The sequence below is a fragment of the Planococcus sp. RAB007_Raresut genome (assembly GCF_057369535.1).
The window spans coordinates 53,532-68,170 of record NZ_JBXYIF010000002.1 but is presented as its reverse complement, the minus strand read 5'-3'; the positions used below and the strand labels follow the sequence as shown (position 1 = coordinate 68,170).

Genomic DNA, 14,639 nt, shown 5'->3' with positions numbered 1-14,639 from the left:
AAAGTCCTTCAATACAATAATTCCTTCGCTTTCGTTTTTTCCAATCTGTATACCAGCACTACCCCCAATATCGCGCCGCTGATACTCGATACAAGAAACGGCGGCATGAAGAATAGCGCAGCAGTTTCAGTGCCCATCAATAGTTTGGCATATGGCACTGCGATAAGTGATGCGATGATGCCGGTGCCGATGATTTCGCCCACTGCCGCCAATCCAATGCGGCCAGACATCTTATATAGTACACCCGCAAACAATGCTCCGATCATGCCGCCAGGAAACGCCAATAGCGATCCGGTGCCTGTCAGCACCCGCACGACCCCTGTCACAAAGGCTATCGTTACGGCAGGGATTGGTCCGAAAAGCACAGCCGCGATGACATTGATGGCGTGCTGAATCGGATAGGCGCGTGCGATTCCTGCCGGGAACGATACAAACGCCGAACCTGCGACTGCCAGTGCTACGAACATTGACATTACGACAAGCTTTTTTGTGTTCATATCAACACCCCTTTAGATGAATCTTTGAAATGCGCGATTTGCAAAGCGATATCGTCAGCCCCCGACAGTGCCGAAATGACGGCAACACCGCATGCGCCCGCCTGCCAAACTGCCGGCGCATTTTGCGGCGTGATGCCACCGATTCCAAAAACAGGCGTCAGCGGAAAATGCCTGGTGACTTCTTTGATGCCTGCAGTGCCTGCCGGCCGTTTCGCATCCGATTTCGACTGCGTGCCGTAAACCGGACCCATGCCGAGGTAATCCGCACCGGCATCGATAGCAATTTTTGCTTCTTCGAGTGAATGTACAGAAACACCGAGCATCTTTTCCTTCCCGATCAACGCCCGCGCCTGTCCACAATCCATATCTTCCTGTCCGATATGAATTCCGTCAGCACCGACTGCTAACGCCAATTCAACGTCATCATTGATTAAAAAAGGAACTTGGTAAATGACGCATAAATCCCGGCACTTTTCCGCGAACTCCAGCAAATCCTGCCCCTGCAAAGCTCCCATTCCTTTTTCACGAAGCTGGAAATGGGTGATGCCTCCCTTTAAAGCTCCTTCCAACACTTTTAAAGGGTCTTTTCCTGAAGCATTCTGCGTGCCCATGATGAAATAAACAGAGGGTTTATTGAACAAATTGCACATCCCCTTCCGTTGCAAATTGGCGGAAAGCGGCGTGGTTTGTCGGACCGTGCCCCGCACCGATATGCAATTGATGTGTAAGAGCCGACTGGATAAACCGTTTCGCCGTCACCAAAGCTTCCGGCAAAGTTTGCCCTTTAGCCAGTTCAGCTGTTAAAGCGGCTGAGAATGTACAGCCCGTGCCGTGTGTCTGCTGCGTATGGATGCGCGCAGAGCGCAATACAAATGATTCACCGGTTTGATCGAGACAATAATCTTCCGCAATCAACGGATTATCAGCATGTCCCCCTTTGATGACGACTGCTTTCGCGCCAAAAGCGAGAATCTGTTCAGCCGCTCTTTTCCGGTCTGCTGCACCATGGATTTCCATGCCGCTCAGCATTTCCGCTTCCGGGATATTCGGTGTGATGACCGCTGCCAATGGCAATAATAATGTCCGCATCGCCTCGAGCGCTTCTCCCTGCAGCAACGTTGCCCCGCCTTTTGCGATCATCACCGGATCCACGACGAGGTTATGCCAGCCGTGCCGTTCGATTCCCGCCGCCGTTTCAGCGATGATTTCAGCGTCGAAGAGCATCCCCGTTTTCACGGCCGCAATGGCAAAATCCGCTCCGATTGCATCAAGCTGTGCTTTTACTGCGCCAGCAGGCATGGGATAGACCCCATACACGCCGCATGTATTCTGCGCCGTTACCGCTGTAATAGCCGATGTCCCGAAAACACCGAGTTCCTGAAATGTCTTGATATCCGCCTGGATACCCGCTCCACCGCCGGAATCCGAACCTGCAATCGTCAATACCTGCTTGATCGCTGCCACAGCACATCCACTCCTTCCTCTTTTTCAAAGCCGAAGCTGTTTTCTTCAATTTCCATGCCGAATAAAACATCCAGGAATGTGTCGCGGAAACTGCCGGGTCCTTCCGAAGTGGCTGCTGCCTTTTCACCGGCCGCACCGTAAAACTTGAGAGCTTCAATCGCAGCAGCTGTTGGATCATCAGATGACACTGCCGTGAAAGCGGCAGTGACAGCACTGAGCAGGCACCCCATGCCGGTTACAGAACTCATCATCCGGTCGCCGCCTGCAATTTTTTCCACCCGCGAACCGTTGGCCACGATATCGGTCTCGCCTGTCACTGCCACAACCAAACTATATTCTTTAGCTACTCGGGTCGCCAGTTCCTCCAGATCGATATTGCCCGAACCGGCATCGACGCCTTTAGACGACCATTCCACACCGCCGATTGCAGCCAGTTCACCCGCATTGCAGCGCAGCACCTGGACATCGATTTCCGTTAAAATCTTCTGGACGGCTTCTCTCCGAAAAGTGGTCGCTCCTGCTCCCACCGGATCTAGAATAACCGGGATTTTTTCCTTATTCGCTCTTTTCCCGGCAAGCATCATGCTTTCCAGTGTGTCTTTATTCAAGGTTCCAATATTCAATGACAATGCGCGGGAAATGGCGACCAGTTCCTCCACTTCTTCTTGTGCTTCGCCCATGATCGGCGAAGCGCCGATTGCCAGCAGCCCGTTCGCCTGGAAATTCGATACGACGTGATTCGTGATGCAATGGATGATCGGATTTTCGCTGCGGATTTTATTGATCATATCCTACACCTTCCTTTACTTGCGCCGGCAATTCCCACGTCTCCATCGTCCAGGCCTGCTGCCAGAAATTCCATTCGTAATAGCTGCTGCGACGGAAGCGGTCCTTCAGTTCCTGCCGCCGCTCGGCCGACAGCCCTTCCGCCAAACGGTCCATGCGCTCAATCTGCTCCTGCACCAATTCCCCGAACCACTCCGAACCATAAGTCTCGATCCACCGGTCGTAAATCGGATGATCAGGCTCGGCATTTTTCAAGCGCTCCCCGATTTCATAATAAAGCCAGTAGCAAGGCAGAATCGTCGAGACCACATCCGCCAGATCCCCTTCCATCGCGCGGTACATATGCGACACATAAGCATAGGCACTCGGAGACGGTTCAAATTTTTTCCAATCTTCCTCTGTTACCCCGAGCATGCCCATGAATGATTCATGAAGCGCCATTTCCGCCGCGCACGTCTGCTCTGAATGATGCGCAAAGCTTTTCGTCGTGGCGAGGTCCGGCGCTTTGAGTGCACCGACCGCCTGCATCTTCGCAAAATTCGTCAGATAATAAGCGTCCTGCATAACGTAATAGCGGAATATCTCCACCGGCAAACTGCCGTCCGCAATCCCTCTCACAAACGGATGATCAAAACTCGCCTGCCATAACCCCTCGCACTCTTGCCGCACTTCCTGTGTAAATTTCATCTTCTCCAGCCCCTTTCAGGCAAAATAAAATACCGCTTTCCAGTAAAGGAAAGCGGCAATCATATACGCAAAGGAATAGAGAAATCCGGCATACGCTCGCCCACTTCCCTCCGCTGGTATGATCCAGATCAGGTTCAAAGGGTCCGAGCATTGCTCGTCTCAGCCGGTAACCGGCTCCCCCAGTGGTGCATGTATTCAGTTGTTCTTCAGTTGTTCTTCAGTTGTTCCCTCAAAGATTATCACATAGTCAGAAAAATCACAAATATATTTTTGAATGGAATAAAAATGATAAATTAACGAAACTGATTAATTTCCAAATCGTAAATAATAGAAAAAGAATATTTATTCTCTTATCAATATGTGAAAGGAAGTGAATAAAATGTATTTTCCTTCGAAAAAAGATGTGTGGATGTCGATTATACTTTGGGTGGGTTCAATACTCTTTATTGTTCCTCCAGTTTTTTTCCCGGACTTTGGAGTTTGGATGACTCCAGATTTTCTGGATAAGCAATGGATTAAAATTATTATTTTATTTCCAATTGGTTTTTGTCTCATGTGGATATGGTTTAGGACGGGATATACAATTCAAGATAAATTTCTTAAAATTCAATACGGTCCTTTTAAGCGGGAAATCGAAATAGATGGTCTCCATAGTGTAAGAGAGACTAAAAACCCCTTTACAGATCCTGCTTTGTCTATGGATAAAATAGAAATTAATTATGGAAGATTTAACACCATAGGGGTTTCACCCAAAAATAAAATTGAATTTATATCACAATTAAGAAAGCAAAATCCGAATATAAAAATTGATAGCAATTTTAAAGGTAGTAAGAAGAAATAATTTAACTTATTATAAATTAATTTAAAAATCCTTTAACAAGCCTGCTAATCGACTGTTCGAAAGAATGCACTTTCTATTTGTGCGGTTTCCGATACCGTATTGATATGTAAACTGATTCAATGAAGAATAGTAAGTCCTTTGTTTCTATTTGTAAAATTTGGCTACGTTAAAGTTTATTGTTGTTATAAAATAAAAAATTTGAACTTCCATTTAGCAATAATGTTTTATTCCGCTAAAACACTCGAAGCAAAATATGGCTTATAGCATATCCATAAAAGATAATACATGTTCTTTTACTTTTTCTTTCTCTTCCTTCGTCATATCATATAATTTAAATTTTTCCATACTTTCATTGGGAATTAGGATTGTTGATGGTTCCTTAATTTCTTCCTTACGTTCTTCACTGTCTTCGGCTTTGGTAATATGAGATTTATCAAATCTTGAATGGATGATTTCCGTTCGTATATAATTTCCTTCTGTATCATAAAAGTCTTCAATCGCTTTAATATCTGTTTCCACATGATTTTCACTTGCTTCTGTATTGGTAATTGCATTTACTTTCTTGTAACCCGTCATTTCGGAAAAACCTTCAGCGTTTTCTTCCAATATTTCAATAACGTATACCTCAATATGTTGAGCTTTCTCCACATTACCGCACGCACCTAAGATAAAAACGGATGCCAGCGATAAACCAAATACTAAAATAATCCTCTTCAATTTTGCGCCCCCTTTATTATGAAACTTTACCGCAAAGATGAATATCCTTATTAAAGATTTCCGCCACGTTAGTTGAATAAGCCACAGATAGATTCTTAACTCCTAATTTAAATATACTTAAAATTAGAATTAATAGAAAGACAATTCTGGAAATAAAACCGTTCGCAAAAGTACACGTTTACGAACGCTTCTAAAACAACGAAAAAATAGAAAAAGAACGTTCGTAAACATATCAAATAACTTTACGAACGTTCACTGATTTGCAGACACTTTTAAGAAAGTGTTAAGGGAAAAACCCCAACATTTTCGCCCATGAAAAAACACCCCGCCAAAAGGCAGGGTGCATCGATATTTGCGGCGTCCAAGCCACGCTCCACAACGTGTTCCTCTAGGGAATGCTTGTCCGTCTTACGCAAATGAGCTCATCGCGTCTCTAACAATAAGCCCTAAACAGTAATAAGTCAATGCATTTCGCTCATAGCGAGGCGTATTGGGCAGCCGTGATCCGATACAGCACATGTCTTTTCAACGGGCTGTCTTCTTCCAGTTTCGGGTGGTCGAATTCGCCCGCTTTTTTCATGCCAATCCGCTGCATGACCGTTTCGGATGGATGGTTGAGGGTCGCTGTAAATGATACAATTTCGTTCAAGCCCAAAACACCAAATGCGTAATTCAGACAGGCTTTCGCCCCTTCTGACGCATAGCCCTGTTTCCAGAATTTATTGTCCAGCCGCCAGCCGATTTCAACGGCACCTTGGAAGCCGGCGTCAAAGCCGACTTCAAGCAATCCGATAAAGCCGATGAACGCACCGTCTTCCTTGCGTTCGACTGCCCAGATTCCAAAGCCTTTTTCCTCGGTATGCTGCTCGAAGCGCTCGATCAGACCATCGGATTCAGCTTGCGTCAGCATGTTCGGAAAATACTCCATCACCTGCGGATCCGCATTCATGTGGGCAAACGCTCCCCTATCGTCATCCTTCCATCTCCGGAAACCGAGCCGTTCTGATTCGAAAATATATCGGCCGTCCATCATGTCGCCGCAGCCGCAGCCGCTTCATCCGCCTTCACACAATCGATTGCCACGACAAGCGCAATAAGCAGATGCTCCATCTCTTCGTCCAGCACCTTGACCTCATAAGTATCGCCCCAGGTGAGCCATTGCTTGCTGACTGAGCCGACGACTTTGCCGTGCTGCAATACCTCAAAATTCATATCCCACCAATTGCCGCGCACTTCGACGCCTTCAGCATCAATCGTGTATTTCGCTTTGAAAAAAGTGAATTCCTTTTTGATCGTCAATACATCACGGCCGTCCACTTCTACGAAAAACTTCGGCAGCAGACTGAATGTTTTTTTAGTGATCAACGCTATTTCCTTACGCGCAGGATCCATGATTGTAAACGTCTTCGGAATTTGCAGGAAGCTGCCCTCAACGTAATAGACATCCTGCTGTTCCTTGTCCTTCACCGTGAATTTGCCGCTTAGACTAAACACTTTCTGTTTCATATAAAGCTGTCTCACTGCCATTCCCCCTTATTCTTTTTCAATCGGCTTATCAATAGGAAATCGTGTGAAGAAAATCGTGCCTTCAGGACCGGTTTCAATTTCAATCGTAGCTTTGTGCCGCGCTGCCACTGCGTAACAGATGCCGAGGCCGAGACCCGTTCCTTCATCTTTTGTCGTATAGAAAGGCGTGCCGATTTTCTCGATGATTTCAGAATCTATGCCACAGCCGTGGTCCTGAACCGCCAGTACGACACAATTATCATTTTCCACATAGGTCCCGATTGTCAGCGTCCGTCCTTCTTCCATCGCTTCCAGGCCGTTTCGGTATAGATTAATGATCAATTGACGGATTTCGTTATGGTTCAACAATAAATCCGGGATTTCCCGTGTGTAGATCTCAAGATGTTTATTTTGATTGAACGTATCGACTTTTATCAATGGCGAGATGTCATTGATGATAGTGTTCAGATTCATCATCTTCATGTCCGAAGTGCGCGTGTTGCCGACCGACAGGAACTCGGTGATGATGGCATTGGCCCGGTCCAGTTCATCGATCATCAGATTGAAATGCCCAGCGTGCGGCGCCAATAATTCATCCGTTTTCAATAATTGCAGGAAACCTCTCACTGTCGTCATAGGATTGCGGATTTCATGGCTGATTCCCGCTGCCATCTGGCCGATCAAATCGAGATTCGCCAACCTCTTCAGCTCTTTTTCGTACTTTCTCTTTTCCTTGACGTTTTTGAGCATGCAGCAAATACCGTCATCAAAAGGGTAAGCCGTAACTTCATACCAATAATCTTCCTCGTCGGATTGCGTCTCAAAACGCACGGTCACCCGTTCGTTCATCGCGCGATGGAATTCAGTATAAATCATCGTATTTACGGTTTCCGGGAAAACTTCCCAGATGCTTTTGCCCATCACATCTTCCGCTTTTTTTCCTCCAGGCAAAAAATGATGCTGATTCATGAAGACATATTCCCAATTTTTATTCAACGCGAAAAATCCGTCGGTAATACTCTCGACGACACTGTTGACCCGCTTGTTTGCCGCGTACAGCGCACTCGTCCGTTCTTCGACCATCACTTCCAATTGGTCCATATAGAGTAAATTCGAGAACACCGGTGCCGTGGCGTCTACTATCGACTGAGCCAGCAGAATCTGCGGATCTTCAATATAATTCTTCCGTTCGAGCGAGCTTATCGCTGATATGACCCCCTGCACTTTCCCCATCGAAATCAACGGGAACAACAGTAAATCCTTATCGCCTTTCAATACTAAACGCATTCGCTTCCGCAATAAAACCGCGTCATTCAGCAATTCCGTGTAGCTGGCCAGCGAACCGAGCTGTTTCAGGTTTTCATTCCATTCTGTTTCCGTCTTTTCGCCTGCCTTATAGAATTCCAACTGCTTGTCTTCTTTGGCCAAAGAAGGTTTCATAATATGCGCGGCAAGGTCACAGCCGGGAGCCGTTTTATCCAGATAAGCAAAACAGGTTTTCAAGCTTTCCCGTATCGTCGAACAAAGCGACAGCTCCTGTGCAAGATCCAGCAGCAATTGCTTTTCTTCGAGCAGTTTTTCTTTCTGGGAAATGGATTTCGCGTTTTGAATCGCGACGGCCGCCATATTGACGTAAGCTTCGACGCTTTCAATCTCCGACTGCGTTAAGTTCATCGGCGTGCCCGAATCGAACAGGAAGACAAGCCCGAACAATTCCCCATTGAAGGATATCGGCAGCGCCAGAAGCGATTTGATCTGGAAAGCTTCAACCGATCTCGGGTCTGGCCGGCTGTCAGTCGCCGTGTCCCGTATATAAATGGTTTGCCGGGTTTCGATCACTTCCGCTGCGAGAGGGTCCATTGCCGGATCAATCACCTGCGATTGCAGAGTCATTCCGCCCATCAGCTCCGGTTTCCCTGCAAACCCGCGATAAGTGCCGTCTTTTTGGGGCAGATAGATTCCAACCGAATTGCACCGGACGATTTCCTCTGAAATGGCCGTGGTCACTTGCTGCAGCACTTCCTGCAATTCCAGTTTCGTATTGATGATTTGTGTGATATTGGCAAGCCTCGAATATCGCGACTGTTCGTTCTCCATACAAGTATTCTCCAATCTATACCGTGCAAATTAAAATGATGCATCCCCCAAATCAATTCCACATTGACATTGATTCGATTGCTCCCTACATTTTACCAAAAAGAACTCGCAGATACGCGAGTCAAGCTGTTTTATTAAACTGACCCCTAAGAATTTGTCGGAATTGGCACTTTTAACTGGGTCAACCCTTTGCTATTCTTAGCAGGAAAGTAAGACGATTAAAAGAGCCGAAGAAAGAAGGTATTATTTATGCAAAAAGCAACTGCCCCAACAACTGTTTCCAACAAAAAAACATTCGACCTGATCTTGACGTCGATGGCTATTGCGTTGGTATTCGTAGCTACACTTCTGCTGAACATCCGTTTGCCTATTGCCGCAAACGGCGGACTCGTCCACCTCGGAACAGCCATGCTGTTCATCATCGCAATGTTGTTCGGCCCTAAAAAAGCGGCGCTTGCCGGCGCTTTCGGAATGGGATTATTCGATTTGGTATCCGGCTGGACACTCTGGGCGCCGATTTCATTTGTCGCGCGTGGCCTGCAGGGCTACATCGTCGGCCAGATCGCCTGGTCCGCAAGCCGCATGGGCGGCAGCAAAACATTCAACATCATCGGAGCCATTGCATCGGTGCCGGTCATGCTGGCTGTCTATTACATCGGTGAAGCCATCATTTACAGCAATTTGATCATTCCGGCCGCCTCAATCCCGGGCAACCTCGTACAAAACGCTGTCGGCATCATCGTCGCCATTCCGGTGGTTATCGCATTGAAGAAAGTGCCGTTCTTCAAGAGAGGTTTCTAAGAATAAATCAATAAAGGAGAGAGCTTCCGTGACGGCAGCTTTCTCCTTTTTATGTACAGAAAAATTCTTACTCATTCTATCCTATGTAATGGCGAATGATCTGGTAGAATGCAATGCCAAGCCCTAGGATACAGGCTTTCATCTTAGCTGTATGATACCTTTCACTGCGGAATAAATAAAAGAAGGCGACGGCAAACCCTGCGGGAAACCAAAGCTGGAACTCACCGTCTTGTTCGGAATAGCGGGAGTAGATCGGCATGATGTAAGCACTGATCAAGAAATAAAAATAAACCGTAAACTGGCGTGTCTCCAGTTCCTTGCTCCACTTTACCAATAGATAAATAATAATTGCTGCCATAATCATGACATGCAAAGAAGGCAGCATAAGCGTCCCGCTCCCAAGTTTGAACTCCATTCAGTCTCGCTCCCTTATATGATCTGCTCTTTAATGGCTGTTAATTGCTTGTACCGAAATAATGAATATCAACCTAAAGCCTCGCTTGCATAGTAAGTTTTAACTCCTTTTTCCCGTTAACAAATAAAATATAAAGGCACTAACAACAAATAGAATTGTCCCACCTAATACCTTTATGAAAGAGACACCTATCTGCACGGAATCTGCAGTTGTCTGTTTTACTTCATTGACTGACCACCAATGCACTATTGAAGATTCATATATTGCTAAGTACAGCCATATCAAGTAAAAGACAAAAACAATCAAAGCAATGCCCATTTTTCTATTCATAACATTCTCCTTTAACAAAATCCTGATCTGAGATATTTATTCCTATTATGCTGATTTGTTTCGCTAGTTGAATAATGAAATAGCCAACCACTTAGATTACCATTTTATAGTAATTCTACGTATTTTACGTGAATCCCTTTATTGGTGAATTAAAAGCTTTAAAATGAAAAGCTTTCGCGTTCGCGAAAGCTCCCTTTAAGACATTGGAGTTTTTCGCGTGGCGAAAAACATCCGCTCCAGGCTTTTGACCTTTGGTGTGGGGATTTGAAAGCTCGACTACCCTTTACAGACTGCGTAAATTTACTAAACCCAACACATAATTGTTACTGCGCACATAAATCTCATTCTCCGCACATAAATCTCACCCACCGCACATAAATCCCGCTCACCGCACACAAACCAAAAAAAGAAGAAAGCCCCATCCGGGACTTTCTCCTTCATTCGTCTATTTACGCTTTTTCTTTAACAGACTTCGCTCCTGCTCCGACTGTTTCGTTCGTATCAACTTCAGTGTTGTTTAAACCAAGCGCTTTGTCGGTCATTTCATGGATTTCCTTGAACAATTCAGGGTTGTCCACTAATGAAACGCCGTAAGACGGCACCATTTCACGGATTTTCGGCTCCCATGCTTCTTTTTGTTCCGGGAAGCATTTATTGAAGATCTCGAGCATTGCATGCACAGCTGTAGAAGCACCCGGAGATGCGCCAAGGAGTGCGGCAATCGAACCGTCTTCAGCTGTTACGATTTCCGTACCGAACTGAAGTGTTCCTTTACCTTTTTCGTCTGTGTCTTTGATGACCTGGACGCGCTGGCCGGCTACGACTACGTCCCAGTCCTCAAGTTTTGCGTTCGGGATGAATTCGCGCAATTCTTCGACGCGTTTTTCATCTGACAGCATAACCTGCTGAACGAGGTATTTCGTCAAGCCCATTTCTTTTGCTCCAGCTGCAAGCATCGTCAAGACGTTGTTCGGTTTAACCGATCCGATCAAGTCCATGTTCGAGCCTGTTTTCAGGAACTTCGGTGAGAAGCCTGCAAATGGTCCGAACAGCAATGATTTTTTATTGTCGATATAGCGCGTGTCCAAATGCGGCACGGACATCGGCGGTGCGCCGACTTTCGCTTTACCGTAGACTTTACCGTGGTGCTGGTTGACAAGCTCCGGTTTGTTGCAGACAAGGAACAAGCCGCTTACCGGGAATCCGCCGATTTGCTTGGATTCTGGAATGCCTGTTTTCTGCAATAAAGGCAAGCTTCCGCCGCCGCCGCCGATAAAGACGAATTTTGATGTATGGTATTCGATTTTGTCGTTTTTCACATCGTGGACTTTGACTTCCCACGTGCCGTCGCTCAAACGTTTGATGTTTTTGACGGTATGCTCGTAATTCACTTCGACGTTTTCCTGCTCCAGATATTCGAACAGCATTTCAGTCAATGCGCCGAAGTTAACATCTGTTCCAGTGTCGATTTTTGTTGCCGCGATCGGCTCTGGTGTCGTACGGCCTTCCATGATTAACGGGAACCATTCTTTCAATTTTTCAGGAGAATCCGTGAATTCCATACCGTTGAACAATGGAACCTGCGTCAACGCTTCAAAACGATTTTTCAGGAATCGCACATTGTTTTCACCTTGCACCATACTCATATGAGGAATCGGCATGATGAAGTCCTGTGGATTGCTGATGCGTTTGTTATTTACAAGGAACGACCAGAACTGTCTGGAAAGGTGGAACTGTTCATTGATTTTGATCGCTTTATCGATCTCGATCGAGCCGTCCGCTTTCTCAGGCGTGTAGTTCAATTCGCATAACGCCGCATGTCCTGTACCTGCATTATTCCACTCATTGGAGCTTTCCGCTCCGGCTTTTTCGAGCTTCTCAAATACTTTGATTTCCCAGTCCGGTGACAGCTCTTTCAACATTGAGCCCAATGTCGCGCTCATCACGCCGGCTCCGATTAAGATAACGTCTGTTTTCTTTGGTACACTGCTCATTATACCCTTCCTTATCCCATATATTTGCAAAAAAATGCCGGCCATCCTGCCTCATTCGTGCTCAAGCCAGTACTTCCGGAAGTCATCTCTTTGCCTCAGTTTTTCGTAAAATCTATCGCAACTTGCCATAAAGTAAATAGTTCTACTTCTAAATGATAATTATATACCATTTCCAGGCTGCAATAAAGAAAAGCTACCTATTTTATAGGGTTTGGAGGTGAAATTTCCAAGCTGCGCCAATAAAACCCGCAATTCCAATTTCATCCCGCGGGAATTTACCGGTGTACGAATTCATTCGATTCCATGCTGTTTTCTGCAGTGATGCGGTTGCGTCCTGAACGCTTTGATTTAAATAGCAGGTTGTCCGCGTAAATATATCCTTTTTCTATCGACGGATGGTCATTGAATTTTTTATAATATAATCCAAACGAAGCCGTGTAGGAGATCTTTACTTCTTCTTCATTGAAATCTGTCACGACATAGCTGTCATTCAAATCGATTCTTAGGCGTTCCAACCTTTCACAAATTTCTTCGAAAGTGCTTTGCCGTAAAAATAATGTGAATTCTTCTCCGCCGCTTCGGAACAATAAATCGTCTTCCCGCAAATGGCTCTTCAGAAATGCCGTAAAATGTCTCAGCACTTCATCGCCCACCGCATGGTTGTAAGTATCATTCACTGTTTTGAAGCGATCGATATCAGCAACAACAATCCCGAAGGTTTCCCCTTTATTGCTGAGTTCCTCCATTTTCAAATCCATGAACGCGCGATTATTTGCACCCGTCAAAGCGTCCCGATATGCCAATTCCATATATTTATCCCTGTCGCCCTTGTCCTTTAAATTCTGTATTATAGGGAAAATGGATTGGCTCACAAAATAATTCAAGGCAAAAATCCCAATCAGCAATTCCCACTGGCCTTCCACCAGAAATATAAACAAAAAGCCGTTGATCAAGCCTGTCTTCCCCAGGTCGAGGACATTCCAATTATCATAGAAATGAATAGCTTCTTTCAAATTGCTGATTTTTTGGGTGAAAATAAAATGAGTGAGAATAAAGGTATCTGTCAGGAAGTTCGTGATAAATACCAGGACGGCAAATAGCAGCCAAAAGCCGAAAGGGATATTTGAAAAATAAGGCTCAAATAATCCATATAAATAATAACAAGTAATATTCGCGAAGCTGTAGATGGAGATATTATAAAAAATATACAGGAAGGGTTTCCTGTAATCCGGATATCTCCATTTTTTAATGGAATGGACCAGTACCTGGTATGAAACTTCGTAAATGACGACTCCCAACGGCCCAGCAAACAAGGCGATCGCCATTCCGTAGTTGATTGCATAATCCAGTTCTGTTCCGCTATATTGTATTTTGATTCTTTGCTGGGAATAAACAACCGAAAAGAATACGAATATGCCAATTGCCAATAAAAAATGGGACGTGGACGCATCCAGCATTTGTGAGAAGACAGCAATGTATATGCTGATAAAAAAAAGAAAGAATATATGTAAATTCTGTTTGTTCATCGCGCAACTTCTTTCTGCATTTGGAATCGCTTTTTGTATACCTGAAATTATTTTGCTGCTCTTGATTTTATTCCTTTACTATTTTATCGGCAGAAGAAGAATATATTGAAGCCCGCAACCTGAAAATTTCAAGTTGCGGGCTTAGCCAAGCTTTCAGGAAACTCAATCGTTATTCATAAAGTTCTGCTTCTCCAAATAGATCAGCACTTTCTGCGAAAAGGCCGTATGCGATTCTTTCGTGTACTTCGCCATCGTGTACACCTGGGCCAGGTTTTTCACACCCAGCTCTTCCACCATTTCTTTCAGGCGCGGAATGGCCATATACCGGTTCCACCCGTTTTCATTCCGTTCCTCGTAGATCTTCAAAATGTCGGCATCTGAATAATCCTGGTACTGCTCATAATGGACGATCCCCTCCAGCGGCAAGCGGTCCCGCGGCGCCGGACCTTCTGCCGGATAGCCAAGCGAAAAGCCGACAATCGGCACGACGTTTTCCGGCAGATTCAATAATTCCCCGACCTGGTCACAGTTCGCCAGCGTCGATCCCATATAACAGATCCCGAGCCCCCGGTTTTCCGCCGCCAGCGCGCAATTCTGCGACGCCAAAGTGGCATCGATGGCACCGATCATAAGGCTCATGAAATTATCGAAATGGACCGGTGCGTCATTGAGCACCAGCCATTTCCGCATCCTATTGAAATCCGCGCAAAACGTCACCAATACCGGTGCATCCACTACCATCGACTGCTCCATATGCGCTTCGTACAATTTCTGGCGCAATGCTTTATCTTTTGTCACCACAATAGAATAAGTCTGCATATTGCCGCTCGAAGAAGCCCGTATGCCGGCCTCCAGTATCTCATCCAGCAATTCCTGGCTGATTTCACGGTCTTTGTACTCGCGTATCGATTTATGGTTATGTATAACATCCTTCAATTCCAAATTCACCACTCCCTATGATAAATAATAGCATTAATA

Annotated in this window: 15 protein-coding genes and 1 riboswitch; of the genes, 2 read left to right on the top strand and 13 right to left on the bottom strand. The window is 45.5% G+C overall.

Annotated elements, in window-relative coordinates:
* Positions 1-8: 8 nt before the first annotated feature.
* The 5 genes from thiW to tenA are packed head-to-tail and all read right to left on the bottom strand — an operon-like array spanning position 9 to position 3,434.
* Positions 9-497 (bottom strand): energy coupling factor transporter S component ThiW, encoded by a 489-nt coding sequence (thiW, locus tag AC2Q9J_RS04190; protein ID WP_499037467.1) that lies wholly within the window; start codon positions 495-497, stop codon positions 9-11.
* Positions 494-1,138: a thiamine phosphate synthase gene (thiE, locus tag AC2Q9J_RS04185; protein ID WP_499037465.1), complete on the bottom strand. Its 645-nt coding sequence runs from the start codon at positions 1,136-1,138 to the stop codon at positions 494-496. The genes thiW and thiE overlap by 4 nt, the downstream gene beginning before the upstream one ends.
* Complete coding sequence (gene thiD / locus AC2Q9J_RS04180; protein ID WP_499037463.1) at positions 1,128-1,961, bottom strand: bifunctional hydroxymethylpyrimidine kinase/phosphomethylpyrimidine kinase; 834 nt, start codon at positions 1,959-1,961, stop codon at positions 1,128-1,130. The genes thiE and thiD overlap by 11 nt, the downstream gene beginning before the upstream one ends.
* Positions 1,937-2,749 (bottom strand): hydroxyethylthiazole kinase, encoded by an 813-nt coding sequence (gene thiM, locus AC2Q9J_RS04175; protein WP_499037461.1) that lies wholly within the window; start codon positions 2,747-2,749, stop codon positions 1,937-1,939. Before thiM ends, thiD begins: the two co-directional genes overlap by 25 nt.
* On the bottom strand, positions 2,739-3,434 hold the full coding sequence (tenA, locus tag AC2Q9J_RS04170; protein WP_499037459.1) for a thiaminase II: 696 nt from the start codon (positions 3,432-3,434) through the stop codon (positions 2,739-2,741). The genes thiM and tenA overlap by 11 nt, the downstream gene beginning before the upstream one ends.
* An 88-nt stretch (positions 3,435-3,522) precedes the next feature.
* Positions 3,523-3,625: riboswitch (TPP riboswitch) on the bottom strand.
* Between the two features lie 188 nt (positions 3,626-3,813).
* Here tenA and AC2Q9J_RS04165 point away from each other — a divergent pair.
* On the top strand, positions 3,814-4,275 hold the full coding sequence (locus tag AC2Q9J_RS04165; RefSeq protein ID WP_499037456.1) for a PH domain-containing protein: 462 nt from the start codon (positions 3,814-3,816) through the stop codon (positions 4,273-4,275).
* Positions 4,276-4,533: 258 nt separating this feature from the next.
* Here the strand turns inward: AC2Q9J_RS04165 and AC2Q9J_RS04160 are convergent, their stop codons facing one another.
* From AC2Q9J_RS04160 to AC2Q9J_RS04145, 4 genes are all read right to left on the bottom strand, one after another.
* A complete protein-coding gene (locus AC2Q9J_RS04160) occupies positions 4,534-4,992 on the bottom strand; it encodes a hypothetical protein (protein ID WP_499037454.1) in 459 nt (152 codons plus the stop codon).
* A 475-nt stretch (positions 4,993-5,467) separates the two neighbouring features.
* On the bottom strand, positions 5,468-6,025 hold the full coding sequence (locus AC2Q9J_RS04155) for a GNAT family N-acetyltransferase (protein WP_499037452.1): 558 nt from the start codon (positions 6,023-6,025) through the stop codon (positions 5,468-5,470).
* Positions 6,022-6,513: an LURP-one-related/scramblase family protein gene (locus AC2Q9J_RS04150; RefSeq protein WP_499037449.1), complete on the bottom strand. Its 492-nt coding sequence runs from the start codon at positions 6,511-6,513 to the stop codon at positions 6,022-6,024. The genes AC2Q9J_RS04155 and AC2Q9J_RS04150 overlap by 4 nt, the downstream gene beginning before the upstream one ends.
* A gap of 12 nt (positions 6,514-6,525) precedes the next feature.
* A complete protein-coding gene (locus AC2Q9J_RS04145; RefSeq protein WP_499037447.1) occupies positions 6,526-8,595 on the bottom strand; it encodes a GAF domain-containing sensor histidine kinase in 2,070 nt (689 codons plus the stop codon).
* Positions 8,596-8,844: 249 nt separating this feature from the next.
* Here AC2Q9J_RS04145 and AC2Q9J_RS04140 point away from each other — a divergent pair, with 249 nt between their 5' ends.
* Positions 8,845-9,396, top strand: a complete 552-nt coding sequence (locus tag AC2Q9J_RS04140) for an ECF transporter S component (protein WP_499037445.1) — start codon at positions 8,845-8,847, stop codon at positions 9,394-9,396.
* Positions 9,397-9,472: 76 nt separating this feature from the next.
* On the opposite strand, the gene AC2Q9J_RS04135 is transcribed toward AC2Q9J_RS04140, so the two are convergent.
* The 4 genes from AC2Q9J_RS04135 to AC2Q9J_RS04120 form a co-directional block, all read right to left on the bottom strand.
* The gene (locus AC2Q9J_RS04135; protein ID WP_499037443.1) at positions 9,473-9,811 is read right to left on the bottom strand and encodes a hypothetical protein; all 339 of its coding nucleotides are present in this window, start codon (positions 9,809-9,811) and stop codon (positions 9,473-9,475) included.
* A 779-nt stretch (positions 9,812-10,590) separates the two neighbouring features.
* On the bottom strand, positions 10,591-12,135 hold the full coding sequence (locus tag AC2Q9J_RS04130) for a malate:quinone oxidoreductase (RefSeq protein ID WP_499037441.1): 1,545 nt from the start codon (positions 12,133-12,135) through the stop codon (positions 10,591-10,593).
* Between the two features lie 275 nt (positions 12,136-12,410).
* Positions 12,411-13,661: a GGDEF domain-containing protein gene (locus AC2Q9J_RS04125; protein ID WP_499037439.1), complete on the bottom strand. Its 1,251-nt coding sequence runs from the start codon at positions 13,659-13,661 to the stop codon at positions 12,411-12,413.
* A gap of 162 nt (positions 13,662-13,823) precedes the next feature.
* A complete protein-coding gene (locus AC2Q9J_RS04120) occupies positions 13,824-14,609 on the bottom strand; it encodes a nitroreductase family protein (protein WP_499037436.1) in 786 nt (261 codons plus the stop codon).
* Positions 14,610-14,639 lie beyond the last annotated feature (30 nt).

Excerpts from the sequence above, each read along its gene's own strand:
- AC2Q9J_RS04155 (WP_499037452.1), bottom strand. The coding sequence starts at position 6,025 with ATGATGGACGGCCGATATATTTTCGAATCAGAACGGCTCGGTTTCCGG.
- AC2Q9J_RS04135 (WP_499037443.1), bottom strand. The coding sequence starts at position 9,811 with ATGGAGTTCAAACTTGGGAGCGGGACGCTTATGCTGCCTTCTTTGCAT.
- tenA (WP_499037459.1), bottom strand. The coding sequence starts at position 3,434 with ATGAAATTTACACAGGAAGTGCGGCAAGAGTGCGAGGGGTTATGGCAG.
- AC2Q9J_RS04140 (WP_499037445.1), top strand. The coding sequence starts at position 8,845 with ATGCAAAAAGCAACTGCCCCAACAACTGTTTCCAACAAAAAAACATTC.
- AC2Q9J_RS04165 (WP_499037456.1), top strand. The coding sequence starts at position 3,814 with ATGTATTTTCCTTCGAAAAAAGATGTGTGGATGTCGATTATACTTTGG.
- AC2Q9J_RS04145 (WP_499037447.1), bottom strand. The coding sequence starts at position 8,595 with ATGGAGAACGAACAGTCGCGATATTCGAGGCTTGCCAATATCACACAA.
- AC2Q9J_RS04125 (WP_499037439.1), bottom strand. The coding sequence starts at position 13,661 with ATGAACAAACAGAATTTACATATATTCTTTCTTTTTTTTATCAGCATA.
- thiW (WP_499037467.1), bottom strand. The coding sequence starts at position 497 with ATGAACACAAAAAAGCTTGTCGTAATGTCAATGTTCGTAGCACTGGCA.
- thiM (WP_499037461.1), bottom strand. The coding sequence starts at position 2,749 with ATGATCAATAAAATCCGCAGCGAAAATCCGATCATCCATTGCATCACG.
- AC2Q9J_RS04130 (WP_499037441.1), bottom strand. The coding sequence starts at position 12,135 with ATGAGCAGTGTACCAAAGAAAACAGACGTTATCTTAATCGGAGCCGGC.